Annotated in this window: 14 protein-coding genes; 13 read left to right on the forward strand and 1 reads right to left on the reverse strand. The window is 58.7% G+C overall.

The genetic code is table 11. The features are described 5' to 3' along the window. Positions 1-341 precede the first annotated feature (341 nt). Positions 342-1,664 carry a lytic murein transglycosylase gene (locus tag H7850_RS01490; protein WP_227367620.1) on the forward strand — a complete coding sequence of 441 codons (1,323 nt, stop codon included), beginning with the start codon at positions 342-344 and terminating at the stop codon, positions 1,662-1,664. A gap of 83 nt (positions 1,665-1,747) precedes the next feature. Further along, positions 1,748-2,794 carry a DUF748 domain-containing protein gene (locus tag H7850_RS01495; RefSeq protein ID WP_227367621.1) on the forward strand — a complete coding sequence of 349 codons (1,047 nt, stop codon included), beginning with the start codon at positions 1,748-1,750 and terminating at the stop codon, positions 2,792-2,794. An 80-nt stretch (positions 2,795-2,874) separates the two neighbouring features. Here H7850_RS01495 and H7850_RS01500 read toward each other — a convergent pair whose 3' ends face one another. Then, complete coding sequence (locus H7850_RS01500; RefSeq protein ID WP_227367622.1) at positions 2,875-3,588, reverse strand: 16S rRNA (uracil(1498)-N(3))-methyltransferase; 714 nt, start codon at positions 3,586-3,588, stop codon at positions 2,875-2,877. 189 nt (positions 3,589-3,777) lie between these two features. On the opposite strand from H7850_RS01500, the gene phaR reads away from it, so the two are divergent. The 11 genes from phaR (at position 3,778) to H7850_RS01555 (ending at position 13,508) form a co-directional block, all read left to right on the forward strand. Continuing rightward, on the forward strand, positions 3,778-4,236 hold the full coding sequence (gene phaR / locus H7850_RS01505; protein ID WP_227367623.1) for a polyhydroxyalkanoate synthesis repressor PhaR: 459 nt from the start codon (positions 3,778-3,780) through the stop codon (positions 4,234-4,236). Next, on the forward strand, positions 4,233-5,516 hold the full coding sequence (gene purD, locus H7850_RS01510; RefSeq protein ID WP_227367624.1) for a phosphoribosylamine--glycine ligase: 1,284 nt from the start codon (positions 4,233-4,235) through the stop codon (positions 5,514-5,516). Before phaR ends, purD begins: the two co-directional genes overlap by 4 nt. Positions 5,517-5,572: 56 nt before the next feature. Continuing rightward, on the forward strand, positions 5,573-6,022 hold the full coding sequence (locus H7850_RS01515) for an acyl-CoA thioesterase (RefSeq protein WP_227367625.1): 450 nt from the start codon (positions 5,573-5,575) through the stop codon (positions 6,020-6,022). Further along, positions 6,022-6,894: a phosphoribulokinase gene (locus H7850_RS01520; RefSeq protein ID WP_227367626.1), complete on the forward strand. Its 873-nt coding sequence runs from the start codon at positions 6,022-6,024 to the stop codon at positions 6,892-6,894. The genes H7850_RS01515 and H7850_RS01520 overlap by 1 nt, the downstream gene beginning before the upstream one ends. 41 nt (positions 6,895-6,935) lie before the next feature. Continuing rightward, positions 6,936-7,277 (forward strand): histidine triad nucleotide-binding protein, encoded by a 342-nt coding sequence (locus H7850_RS01525; protein ID WP_227367627.1) that lies wholly within the window; start codon positions 6,936-6,938, stop codon positions 7,275-7,277. Positions 7,278-7,303: 26 nt separating this feature from the next. Beyond that, on the forward strand, positions 7,304-8,260 hold the full coding sequence (locus tag H7850_RS01530; protein WP_227367628.1) for a sugar-binding transcriptional regulator: 957 nt from the start codon (positions 7,304-7,306) through the stop codon (positions 8,258-8,260). 122 nt (positions 8,261-8,382) lie between these two features. Continuing rightward, positions 8,383-9,693, forward strand: a complete 1,311-nt coding sequence (locus H7850_RS01535) for an ABC transporter substrate-binding protein (RefSeq protein ID WP_227367629.1) — start codon at positions 8,383-8,385, stop codon at positions 9,691-9,693. A gap of 204 nt (positions 9,694-9,897) precedes the next feature. After that, entirely contained in the window at positions 9,898-10,788 is an 891-nt protein-coding gene (locus tag H7850_RS01540; protein WP_227367630.1) for a carbohydrate ABC transporter permease, read from the forward strand. An 18-nt stretch (positions 10,789-10,806) separates the two neighbouring features. Beyond that, positions 10,807-11,625, forward strand: a complete 819-nt coding sequence (locus tag H7850_RS01545) for a carbohydrate ABC transporter permease (protein WP_227367631.1) — start codon at positions 10,807-10,809, stop codon at positions 11,623-11,625. A gap of 13 nt (positions 11,626-11,638) precedes the next feature. Continuing rightward, positions 11,639-12,793 (forward strand): ABC transporter ATP-binding protein, encoded by a 1,155-nt coding sequence (locus tag H7850_RS01550; RefSeq protein WP_227367632.1) that lies wholly within the window; start codon positions 11,639-11,641, stop codon positions 12,791-12,793. Beyond that, the gene (locus H7850_RS01555; protein ID WP_227367633.1) at positions 12,783-13,508 is read left to right on the forward strand and encodes an HAD family hydrolase; all 726 of its coding nucleotides are present in this window, start codon (positions 12,783-12,785) and stop codon (positions 13,506-13,508) included. The genes H7850_RS01550 and H7850_RS01555 overlap by 11 nt, the downstream gene beginning before the upstream one ends. Positions 13,509-13,525 lie beyond the last annotated feature (17 nt).

Here is a 13,525-nt window from a genome sequence, read left to right on the forward strand (position 1 = left end):
ACAGTCTGAAAGTGAATGAAATTCTATTCAATCAGTGGCGCCACGTTGAAGATGATTCGACTCTACCACGGCTTTCCAGGCCCTCGCCAGCGCCGATGAACAGTTAGGGTGGTCTTGATCACTCTTGATAACCCAGCGCCGGTGGTCGGTGGCCGGGCTCGTTGGCATGCAGATTCGATACGGGCTTCTCCCATGTCCTTAGCTGACGGTAGAGGTAGTTCTTTGTCATCCCGCGGCATTGGCGCGCTTTAATATAAAGGGATGAACCAAAAGCATTAGATACTGGTCGCCGCCGCTATCCTGGGGGAGAATGCGTCTTTCGCCCTTGATAAGGACATCTCATGTATTGTCGTTTCAGCACCGTTTCTCTATTGACCCTGGCTCTTTTGATATCGATGAGCGGTTGCCAATCTCATGCCAATGCTACTGCCGAGGTCGAAACCAGTGGCAGAGCGAGTGCCGGGAAAAGCGCCGCTTCAACTGCTGAAACCGGCGAGCAAGCCAGCGGCTCCTCGTCCAGAAATGAGAACTCGAACGATAAAGTCGATTTTTCGGAGTGGGTCGCAGATTTCAAGCGCGATGCACGGGCCAAAGGCATCAATGATGTCACTTTGAACGCCGCCTTCGACCCGATTCAACTGCAACCACGAATCATCGAGTTGGACCGCAGTCAGCCGGAATTCAGTCGACAGGTCTGGGATTATCTTGATAGCGCGGTATCCGATGCCCGGATCGCTCAGGGCAATACACAACTCAATGAGCACCGTCGCGCCATCGAAGCGGCCAGCGAGCGCTATGGCGTTCCGGGCAACATACTCGTTGCCATATGGGGTATCGAAAGCAATTACGGCAGCAACTTCGGCAGTTTCTCGACCATCGATGCATTGGCCACCTTGGGCTACGACGGGCGTCGTCCTGATTTTGCCCGCAGCGAGCTGATGGCGGCGCTTCGCATCTTGCAGCGTGGGGATATCGATCGGGATCACATGCGTGGTTCCTGGGCCGGTGCCATGGGCCATACCCAGTTCATTCCTTCGAGCTTCGAGGCCTATGCCCAGGATGGCGACAATGATGGGCGGCGTGATATCTGGGGCAGCATTCCGGACGTCATGGCTTCGACGGCAAATTATCTAGCCAAGGCAGGATGGCGCAAGAATCAACCCTGGGGTCTGGAGGTGCGCCTGCCAAAGGGTTTCGACTACGCCCAGACCGAGCTTGCCAATCGCCAGTCGAGCCAGGACTGGGCCGCCCAGGGAGTAACGGCGGCAAGCGGGTCGGCGCTACCACCCCTGGAGAATGCCGCGGTCATCGCCCCTGCCGGTGCCCAGGGGCCGGCATTTCTGGTCGGACATAATTTCCGTGTCATCATGCGCTACAACGCCTCTACCAGCTATGCCCTGGCAGTAGGACTGCTCGCAAAGCGAATCGCTGGAGAGGCGGGTATTCAAGGTGATTGGCCGCGAGGGGAAAAGGCCTTGTCTCGTACCCAGGTGGAGGAGTTGCAAGCCCACCTCAATGCCCGAGGCATGGAGGTGGGTAAGCCCGACGGCATCCTGGGCCCCAATTCGCGCAAGGGCATTCGCGAGTATCAGCGCCATCTAGGCAAAACCCCGGACGGCTTTGCTACCCTGAAGCTTTTGCAGCGTTTACGCAGCGAGGAGTGAAGGCTGACGCCAGTGAGCTACCCTGAGACAGGAACAGGGGCTACGCTGTAGAAGCCCATGAATCTATCAGGGAAGTTCGAATCATGAAGAAACGTTTTACTTGGCCGCTGGTTATCGTTGTCGTATTGGTGGTGGGATTAGTGGCGTTGCGAGTGGCACTGCCAGGGTTGGTACGCGATTATCTCAACGACCAGCTTGCCGCCATGGGGGAGTATCGAGGCCATATCGATGATGTGGATATTCATCTCTGGCGGGGAGCCTACGGGATCAATGGTCTGAATATCGTCAAGACCAGCGGCGAGGTGCCGGTACCCTTCGTAAGCGTTGAGTCTTCCGATCTATCCGTCAGCTGGAGCGCACTGTGGAAAGGCAGGATCGTGGCGGAAATAGCGGTATTCAAGCCCGTACTCAATTTCGTCGATGCCCCTCAGGAAGAAAACAGCCAGTCGGGGGAGGGGGCGGATTGGCAGAGAACCGTTCAGGATCTGCTGCCTATCGAGCTCAACCGTGTCACCATCAACAAGGGGCGCGTGCATTTTCGCAATTTCAGTTCGCAACCTCCGGTGGATCTCGAGATTTCCGAGATCGATGCGACCATCACCAACCTGAGTAATGCCGATCGCCGTGAAGGGGTCAAGGTCGCTGACATCGACGTTCAAGGATTGTTGCTCAACCAGGCCGCAACGGAGTTGCATGCAAGTCTAGATCCTTTGGGCGACATGCAGGATTTCTCGATGCAGCTTCGAGTAAGCGACGCGGATCTGACCCGGTTGAACGACTTGACCCAGGCTTACGGTAACTTCGACTTTCAATCCGGCTCCGGGGATTTTGTCATGGAGCTCGATGCCAAGGATGGCCAGCTTCAGGGCTATGCCAAGCCGCTATTGAACAACGTGGATATACTCGATCTCGAAGAGGATGCCGAAAAAGGGGTGCTAAGCGCTGCCTGGGAATCCCTGGTGGCTGGAGCAGGGTGGCTGTTTCGCAATAAATCCGAGGACCGGCTCGCGACACAGATCGACATCAGCGGCAATCTCAAGCAGCAGAATATCAGTGGATGGCAGGCGTTCGTGTCGGTATTGCGCAATGCTTTCGTCGATGCTTATCAGGCTAATTTTGGCAGAGAGTGAGCGCCGCCTAACGCCTGTTCACGGTCCTAGGGTCCGAGGCCGATATGCTCTAGATCGTGAGCGGACGCTTGATCAGCTGTTCAAAAGAGCCGGGCGAGCAGGGCGGTCACCGCGGTTTCGACTCTCAGAATCCGCTCGCCGATATGAATTCCCTCGCAGCCTGCTTCCATCAGACATTCCACTTCATAAGGAATGAATCCTCCTTCGGGACCGACTACCAGCACACACTCTTCATTCAGGCCGCGAGGACAGGCCGCCGGCATGCCGGGATGAGCAAAGAGGCCACGACGATGCTGCAATAGTTCAGGCAAACCATCCTCGACGAAAGGTTTGAAGCGTTTCTCAAGGGCCACATCGGGTAGTACCGTATCCCGGGCCTGTTCCAGACCCAGTACTAAATGTTCGTGAATCTTCTGTAGAGCGAGCTCGGGGGATTGCCAATAACTCTTCTCGACACGGCAGGTGTGCAGGAGCGTGATATGCTTGACCCCAAGAGCGGTCACATGTTCCAGCGAGCGCGCCAGCATGCGCGGGCGAGGCAGTGCCATTACCAGGTGTACTGGCAGCGGTGCGGGTGGCGACATTTCGAGCCTGGACACGTCAAAGCAGGCACCACGCTCATCCAGACTGATCAATCGGCCGCGGCCTATGGCGCCATTCACGATGCCCAATGTCAGTTCGGTACCAATTTCCGCACTTTGTACCTCGCGTAGGTGACGCACTCGACGTGGGTCACGGACCCAGGCATAACCCTCGGCGTCGATCTCCATAAGGTCGAGCAGTATCAGGTTCATGTCGGCCTCCACGAGTCGGTTGTTCGAGGGCATTAAGCGTCATGTGCCTTGTCGATGGCAAGAACGATGAACGCATGGCGGTTGCAAGCAGCATAGTGCGATGCACAATGTATCGATCAGGCGCAACACAAAAGCAGCATGCTTAATGTATAAGATGAAATGCGATTCTATGAAGAAAAAGGGGGCGCCGTGCGTGTAATCCGCAAATATGCCAATCGTCGGCTTTATGACACTCAGCAAAGTCGCTATGTCACTCTCGAGGATCTGCGCTGCCTGATTCTCGAAGAAGAGCCGTTTCGCGTCGAGGATGCCAAGAGTGGAGAGGATCTGACACGCACCATCCTGCTTTCGATCATCATCGAGCAGGAGCAGGCGGATGGAGAGTCCGAAGTTTTTTCCAATGACCTGCTGCAGCAGTTGATTCGTGTCTATGCCATGGCAAGACCCTTGCCGCTGGCACGCTATCTCGAACAGGGCACCCAACTCATGCTGGAACAGCAGCAGCGCCTGCAGGATCAGTGGCAGCAGGCCATGCGCAATTCTCCCATGGAGTTGATGCGTGAAATGGCCGAGGACAATATGCGCTTTTGGAGGAACACCATCACCAAGGCGCAGCAAAAGGAAGACGATGATGAGGAGAAGCGATGAAGATCCTGGTCGTCGGCGGCGGTGGTCGTGAACATGCACTGGCCTGGAAGGCGGCGCAGTCGCCCCAGGCGGAGCGCGTCTACGTGGCGCCGGGCAATGCAGGTACCGAACGCGAACCGGCGTTGACCAATATCGATATCGCTGCGGACGATCTCGAAGGCCTGGAAAACTTTGTCCGAGACAATGCCATCGATCTCACCATCGTTGGCCCGGAAGCGCCCCTGGTTGCCGGAATCGTCGATCACTTTCGTCTGGCCGGGCTCAAGATTTTCGGGCCTACTCAGGCGGCGGCTCAGCTCGAGGGTTCCAAGTCCTTCACCAAGGATTTTCTTGCGCGACACGACATTCCCTCGGCGCACTACGCCACTTTTACAGAGATCGAGCCGGCGCTGGATTACCTCGCTGAGCAGGGTGCGCCCATCGTGATCAAGGCGGATGGCCTGGCGGCAGGCAAAGGGGTGGTCGTCGCCATGACCGAAGCCGAAGCCACTGCGGCGGTACGCGATATGCTCGAGGCCAACGCTTTCGGCGATGCCGGAGCGCGGGTAGTGATCGAGGAGTTCCTCGAGGGGGAAGAGGCCAGCTTCATCGTCATGGTGGGTGGTGGACATATATTGCCCATGGCCACCAGCCAGGATCACAAGCGTGCAGGGGACGGCGACAGCGGACCTAACACCGGTGGCATGGGAGCCTATTCGCCGGCACCGGTGGTTACCGATGAGGTCTACCAGCGCATTCTCGATGAGGTAATCCTGCCTACCGTAAAGGGCATGGCGGAAGAAGGGCGCCCCTACACCGGATTTCTCTATGCCGGTCTGATGATCGATGAACGCGGAATGCCCAAGGTCATCGAATACAACTGCCGTTTAGGCGACCCTGAAACTCAGCCGATCCTCATGCGGTTGAAGAGTGATCTGGTGCAACTGTGTCTGGCCGGGGTCGCAGGATGTCTTGATGACTATAGCGGTGAGTGGGATTCGCGGCCTGCGGTCGGTGTGGTCATGGCGGCGTCGGGATATCCCGGCGAGTATCGCAAGAATGATGCGATCAGCGGTCTCGATGACGCCGAAGCCGCTGGTTGCAAAGTGTTCCATGCGGGTACCCGCTTGGACGAGCAGGGCCGGATCGTCACGAATGGCGGGCGTGTAGTGTGTGTGACAGCGCTTGGTGAGTCCGTTTCTCAAGCACGGGATCTCGCTTATGCTGGTGTGGCTGAGATTACCTGGGAAGGCGCGCTTTATCGTCGTGACATCGCGCATCGAGCTATCACTCGTCGCTGAGCGCGCATCCGTTCGAACGTTGAACAATACATCAAGAACAATGACTGGAGAGCTTCATGGAGCGTTTGCAGCTTGAGTTTCCAGAGGCCGATCTCGTGCATCGACATCCGCTTTCCGTGCGGATCGGTGACATGAACTATGGCCGTCACCTGGGCCACGATGCCTTGATTAGCCTGCTGCACGAAGCTCGGGCTCAGGCGTTTGTCGCCCTTGGTTTTCGTGAGTGGGACGTGGCAGGCCATCCCAGCGTGGTAGCGGATTTGGCGGTTCAGTATCGTGCCGAGGCCAAATGGCCGGATGAACTGGAGGTGGAGACGGCGATCCCTCTTGCCGAAGGGCGCGGCTTCTGTGTCTATCAGCGCCTGCAGCGCCCTGTGGACAAGCGCACCATCGCCGTGGCGCGGTTGAATCTGGTGCTCCTCGATCTCCAGTCAGATAAGCCGGTGAAGGTACCGGACACGTTGAATGCGGCAGTGGATGCCGTGAAGCAGCGGAGAAATGACTGATGTCCCGGGAGTATCCTGTGCTTGCCGTTACTGGCTCCTCGGGTGCCGGTACGACCACGGTGCGTCGCACCTTCGAGCGCATGTTCGCCCGGGAAGACGTGCATGCCGCCTTTGTCGATGGCGATGCCTTTCATCGCTATACCAAGGAGGAGTTGACGCGCATCTTTCGCGAGGAGCCGGAGCGTAAGGACGAACTGTCGCATTTTGCCGTCGAAGCCAATCTGCTCGATCGTCTCGAGGCACTGTTTCAAGAGTACGGCGAACACGGCAGCGGCACCTATCGTCACTATATTCATGCCGACGACAAGCACATGATCGAAGGCGGCCATCGGGTGGGTACCTTCACCGATTGGCAGGCGCTGCCGCGGGGCACCGACCTGCTGCTTTACGAAGGACTGCACGGTGGTCTCGTCACCAGCAATCACGATATTGCCCGGCACGTCGACCTACTGGTGGGGGTCGCACCGACCATGAACCTGGAATGGATTCAAAAGATCGATCGCGATACCAAGCTGCGCGGCTACTCGCAAGAGGCAGTGATCGATACCATCGTTGGGCGCATGCACGATTACGTGCGCTATATCCAGCCTCAGCTATCCCGCACCCATATCAATTTTCAGCGTGTGCCCACGGTAGATACCTCCAATCCCTTCGAGGTACAGGATATTCCGACGGATGCGGAATCTTTCGTGGTGATTCGCTTTCGCGATCCTTCGACGGTGGACTTTCCCTATCTGTTGACGATGATTCAAGATGCCTTCATGAGTCGGCCACACACCCTGGTCGTGCCCGGGGCGCGAATGTCGCTTGCCATGGAGTTGATTCTGGCGCCGGTGATGCGACACTTGTTGGATCAGCGCCGGTTTCGTTAGGTTTTGCCTGAAAAGTGACTGCACTACGCAAGGAGCGTTTCATGGAATGTCTGTTCTGCAAGATGATCGCCCGGGAAATCGAACCGGATGTGGTCTTTGAAGACGAGCAGGTACTTGCCTTCAACGATATCAATCCCCAGGCGCCGACCCATGTGCTGATCATTCCCAAGAAGCATATCTCGACGCTGAACGATATCGAGGCGGATGACCTAGCTCTGATCGGTCGGCTGCAATATACCGCTGCCCAGTTGGCGAAGAAATTCGGGTTTGCCGAAGACGGCTATCGAATAGTGATGAATTGCAACGAGCACGGCGGCCAAAGCGTCTATCATATACATATGCATCTGATGGGCGGTCGTCGCTTCTCTTGGCCGGCGGGATAGTCGGCAGCCTGGAGCAGCCTAATCGCGTGGATAAGTTCGAATTAAAGCTGGATCAAGCCGCTCGTGCGGCCTGGCTCTCCTACGTGGGAGGGCGCACCCAGGACGAGATCGCCAGTCAGCTCGGCGTTTCGCGTCCCGGGGTTCAGCGGCTGCTGGCTCTGGCGCGACAGGAAGGGCTGGTCAAGGTGCATATCGATCATCCGCTGGCCAACTGCATGATGATGTCGGATGCCATTGTTGCGCGTTTTGGGCTGGATTTCTGCGATGTGGTGCCCGCCGACCCCGATGCCAGCGACGGCGATGTACCTTACCTGGCGGTGGCTGGCGCCGAGCGGCTGGCCCGCTATCTGGTTGCTAGCGAGCCGCTGACGCTGTCGCTTGGCACCGGGCGTGCGATACGCGCCATGGTGGAGGCGCTGAGCCGCGTCGATCGGCCCCAGCATCGTTTCGTGTCCCTGGTCGGCAATGTGGCCCGGGATGGCTCCTCGAATCGTTATGACGGGGTCATGGTACTGGCGGACAAGACCGGTGCCGAGCGCTTCCTGTTGCCCGCGCCGGTGGTTGCCGGCTCGGTTGAGGAGAAGCAGGCCTTGCAAGGCCAACGCCTGTTTCAGGCCGTCACCGAGGTGGCAAAGCAAGCCGAGGCGTCGTTCATCGGAATCGGACGCATTGATCGCCGGGCCACACTATTTCAGGATCACTTCATCAGCGAGACGGAGCTCGAAGAGCTATTGGCGCTCGATGCCGTGGGGGAGCTGTTGGGTTGGCCCATGAATCAGGCCGGCGAGGTGATTGACTGCTCCATCACCCGCCGCGTCACCAGCCTGCCGTTAGAGATGCTACGTGGTCAGTCACTGGTGGCCCTGGCGGGTGGGCGTGACAAAGGGCCCGCCATTCTGGCGGCGTTACAGGGAGGTTGGTTGAAAGGACTTGTCACCGACGAGAGCGCCGCTCGGTATATCGTTAAATCCTGTAACCTCTAATAAATTGGCCTAATGTCTAATACGCCAGGTTTTGCTTTTTTTTGCTTACTGTTCGATCATTTGATCAATAGACGAGTAGATTGATCATAAAATAACCCCCGATCTCCTCCAAGGAGCATGCCATGCGGTTACGTCACACCCTTCCCGTTGCCGGTGCGATGACATTCGCCTCCCTCTCGGCCAACGCCGAGACCATTACCGTGGCCACGGTCAACAACAATGACATGGTCATCATGCAGAGTCTGACCGACGCATTTGAAAAGGCCCATCCCGATATCACCCTGGATTGGGTCGTTCTCGAAGAGAATGTCCTGCGTCAGCGCATGACCACGGATATCGCCACCCAGGGCGGACAGTTCGATGTCATGACCATCGGCACCTACGAGGTGCCGATCTGGGCCGAGCGCGAGTGGTTAGTGCCTCTCGAAGACTTGCCCGAGGAGTATCAGGTAGACGATCTGCTGAGCTCGGTGCGGGACGGCTTGAGTCAGAACGGTGCGCTCTATGCGCTGCCGTTCTATGGCGAAAGCTCGATGATGTACTACCGCCAGGATCTTTTCGACGAGGCCGGCATCGAGATGCCCGAGCAGCCGACCTGGGAGCAGGTACGCGATTGGGCCAGTCAACTCCACAAGCCTGGAGAAGAAACCTATGGCATTTGCCTGCGCGGCAAGCCGGGCTGGGGCGAAAACATGGCCCTCGTGTCCACCATGGTGAACACCTTCGGCGGCCGCTGGTTCGACGAGGAGTGGGACCCCCAGCTCGACTCCGAGGCCTGGCAGGAAACCGTAAGCTTCTATGTCGATCTGCTTGACGAGTACGGTCCTCCCGGGGCCAGCTCCAACGGGTTCAACGAGAACCTGGCGCTGTTTTCCCGTGGCAACTGTGCCATGTGGGTCGATGCCACCTCGGCGGCGGGCAAGCTCTATGGCGCCGATGAATCGAAAGTGGCTGACACGCTAGGCTTTGCTCCAGCGCCCATCGCGGAAACGCCCAAGGGTTCTCATTGGCTGTGGTCCTGGGCGCTGGCGATTCCGACGTCTTCTGATTCCAAGGAAGCCGCCAAGGAGTTCATCACCTGGGCGACCTCCCAAGAGTACATCGAACTGGTCGGCGAACAGAAGGGCTGGACCAGCGTGCCGCCGGGCACTCGCGAGTCCACCTACGCCAACGAGAACTATCAGCAGGCGGCTCCCTTCGCCGGTTTTGTGCTCGAGGCCATGAAGAGTGCCGATCCGACCGACTCGACCCTCGAGCCCAGCCCTTACAACGGCGTGCAGTTCGTGGGTATTCCGGAGTTCCAATCCATCGGTACCCAGGTAGGGCAGATGGTGGCGGCTGCCCTGACCGGTGAGCGCAGCGTCGAACAAGCCTTGCAAGCCGCTCAGCGCTCCACCGAGCGGACCATGCAGCGTGCCGGTTATATGGATTGAGAACCAGTCCATGATCTACTGCACTTGACGATACGGCGTTGAAATTGATCTCGAAATGCTCATTTACACCCACGTAAACTCCGCTTTTTTGATCAATTTCGCCTTGTCTCGCCTACGTTCGCAACGATCATGATCAGGTTCTAAGAAATGACCACGCCGGGATCCTTTCCCGGCTCACCGCCCCCAACGTTCGCGGTAAATCTCATGAACAAGACGCGCGCATACGGGCGCACTGTCGGCGGGCTGCGCTCCCTGTCGCTACAGGCACCCGCCGTTACCCTGCTGTTGCTGTGGATGCTGGTACCACTGGGCATGACCCTGTGGTTCTCGTTCCAGCGCTACAATCTGCTGATGCCCGGCATGACCGGCTTCGCCGGGCTGGAAAACTACGAATACCTGCTCACCGACCCGGCGCTGTGGTCGGCCATGGGCGTCACCCTGTTGCTGGTGGGCTGGGTGCTGATCATCACCGTGGTCGGCGGTACGCTGCTGGCGGTGCTCTTTCAGCAGGATTTCCTGGGTCGTGGCGTGGCCCGAGTGCTGGCCATCTCGCCATTCTTCGTCATGCCCACCGTCAGCGCCTTGGTGTGGAAGAACATGATGATGCACCCGGCCAATGGCGTGCTTGCCTGGCTGGCCAACCTGTTCGGCCTGCCTGCGGTGGACTGGTTCTCCTCGCTGCCGTTGACCTCGATCGTCATCATCGTGGCCTGGCAGTGGCTGCCCTTCGCACTGCTGATCCTGCTCACCGCCATCCAGTCCCTGGATGACGATCAGGTGGAGGCCGCGCGCATGGATGGGGCCGGCCCGATAGCGGTGTTCTTCTTCATCACCTTGCCGCATCTCAAGCGTGCGATTAGCGTGGTGATCATGATCGAAATGATCTTCCTGCTGACCATCTTCGCCGAGATATTCGTCACCACCTCCGGTGGGCCGGGGCTGGCCACCACCAATCTGGCCTATCTGATCTACATCCAGGCACTGCTCGACTTCGATGTCGGCACTGCCTCCGCCGGCGGGGTGATCGCCATCATCCTGGCCAATATCGTCGCCATCTTCCTGGTCCGAATGGTGGCCAAGAATCTGGAAAGCTAGTTCAGCCGGGAGCCTCTCATGACGACCCCTCGATACAAGCGTTTCTTGCTGGCAGTGCTGGCCTGGGCGATCGCCCTGATCATCTTCTTCCCCATCCTGTGGATGGCGCTCACCGGATTCAAGACCGAGACTGCGGCCATCGCCGATCCCAGCTTCCTCTTCTCGCCGACCCTGGAGAGCTATGTCGCCGTGCATGCCCGGGCCGACTACCTCAAGTTCGCGCTGAACAGCGTAGTGGTGGCCTTCGGCTCGACCCTGCTGGCCCTGTTGATCGCCATTCCCTCTGCCTACTCTATGGCCTTCCTGCCGACCCCGCGCACCAAGGGCACCCTGCTGTGGATGCTCTCCACCAAGATGCTGCCGCCGGTCGGCGTATTGATGCCGATCTATCTGCTGTTCCGGGATACCGGCCTGCTCGATACCCTGACTGGCCTGATTATCGTCTATACGCTGATGAATCTGCCGATCGTGGTGTGGATGCTCTACACCTTCTTCAAGGACCTACCCCGGGACATCCTCGAGGCAGGGCGCATGGATGGTGCCAGCACCTTGCAGGAGGTACGTCATCTGCTGCTGCCGCTGACGCTGCCGGGCATCGCTTCCACCGGGCTGCTGGCAGTCATTCTCAGCTGGAACGAATCGTTCTGGAGTCTCAATCTGACCTCTTCCGATGCGGCGCCGCTGACCGCTTACATCGCCTCCTTCTCGAGCCCGGAAGGGTTGTTCTGGGCCAAGCTCTCCGCAGCCTCGACCATGGCCATCGCCCCCATCCTGGTATTTGGTTGGTTGACCCAGAAACAGATGGTGCGTGGCCTCACCTTCGGCGCCGTCAAATAACAGGTATCTCATCATGGCAACGCTACAACTCAAGCAAATCGTCAAGGAATTCGGCGATACCCGGGTCATCCAGGGTGTGGATCTCGATATCGAAGACCGTGAATTCGTAGTCTTCGTCGGCCCCTCGGGCTGCGGCAAGTCGACCCTGCTGCGCATGATCGCCGGGCTCGAAAGCGTCTCCTCCGGCGACATCCTCATCGATGGCCAGCGCATGAATGACATCGGCCCGGCAGAGCGTGGCCTGGCCATGGTGTTTCAAAGCTATGCGCTCTACCCGCACATGACCGTCGAGGACAACATGGGCTTCAGCCTGCGACTAGCCAAGGTGCCCAAGGAGCAGCGTCGTGCCAAGGTGCGCGAGGCGGCCAGCATCCTGCAGCTCGAACCGCTGCTGGATCGCAAGCCCAAGGCGCTCTCGGGGGGCCAGCGACAGCGGGTGGCGATCGGCCGCGCCATCGTGCGCAACCCTAGCATCTTCCTGTTCGATGAGCCGCTCTCCAACCTGGATGCCTCCTTGCGGGTGCAGATGCGCATCGAACTGGCGCGCCTGCACGACGAACTCGATGCCACCATGATCTACGTCACCCACGATCAGATCGAGGCCATGACCATGGCCGACAAGATCGTCGTGCTTCAGGGCGGTGTCATCGAGCAGGTGGGGTCGCCCATGGAGCTTTATCATCATCCACGCAGCCGCTTCGTCGCGGGTTTCATCGGCTCGCCGAAGATGAACTTTCTCGATGTCGAGGTGGTGAACGCCAGGGCCGATGGCATCTGTGTCGCCTTGCCCGGTGGCGCGACCTGCGAGGTGCCGGTGGACGGCAGCGGTCAGGTGCAAGGTGCTTCATTGTCATTGGGTATTCGCCCCGAGCATCTCGAACTGGACGAGCAGGGGCCCCTGGAAGGCGAGATCCAGGTGCTGGAGCGTCTGGGGGGGCAGACCTCCCTGTACGTTCGCAGAGACGCCATGATGATGACCATCATGGCCGATGGCGATGTCCGGCATCGAGTGCATGATCGAGTACGTTTCGGTTTTGCCCCGGAGCGAGCGCATCTCTTCGACCGCGAAGGCATGGCGCTACCTAGCCTGCATGAACATCCCCTGGCCAGCCTCAATCGGCGTGACCACAAAGCGCGCGCTGAGGAAAAACATGCAAATGAAGAATAGGCCGAGCTCGATACCGAAAGAAATCCTGATCTTCGACTGCGACGGGGTGCTGGTCGATAGCGAGATCATCGCCGAGAGGGTGCTGCGCGAGTGTCTGGGCGACTGGCTACCCGACCTGCACGCCGAGAACGAATTGCGTCAGGCACTGGGCATGACCACGGCGGCGATTCTCGACAAACTGGCCCGACGCAGTGTGCATGACTTGCCCCAGGATGCCCTGGGTCACATCGAACGGACCATCGATGCCCGTCTTGCTACCGACCTGCAGGCCATCGAGAGGGTTGCCGAGACCATCGAGGGACTCGGTATGCCCTTGGCCATCGTCTCCAATAGCGGTCCTCAGCGCGTGAAGATATCGCTGCAATGCACGGGTCTTTCAAGTGTGCTGACCCAGTCGCTGGACGAGGTGCCGCTATTTACCGCCGAGCAGGTCGAGCGGCCCAAGCCCGATCCAGATGTCTATCAACTGGCAGCCCGCACCTTGGGGTACGCTCCGGAGGAGTGTCTGGTGGTGGAGGATAGTGTCTCGGGGGTTACGGCGGCTCACGCCGCAGGCATGACGGTGATCGGCTTTATCGGCGCCAGTCATATCGAGCCCGGCCACGATCGACGCCTTGAGCAGGCGGGCGCCTGGCACGTCATGTCGGACATGCGGGAATTGGCATCGCTGGTGCAACGTTGGCGTGAACGGCGCAGGCTCGTCGTGGAGGGTTGAGGCGTCGGGAAAATAGA

The sequence above is a fragment of the Halomonas sp. M20 genome (genome assembly GCF_020622265.1).
Classification (GTDB): domain Bacteria; phylum Pseudomonadota; class Gammaproteobacteria; order Pseudomonadales; family Halomonadaceae; genus Modicisalibacter.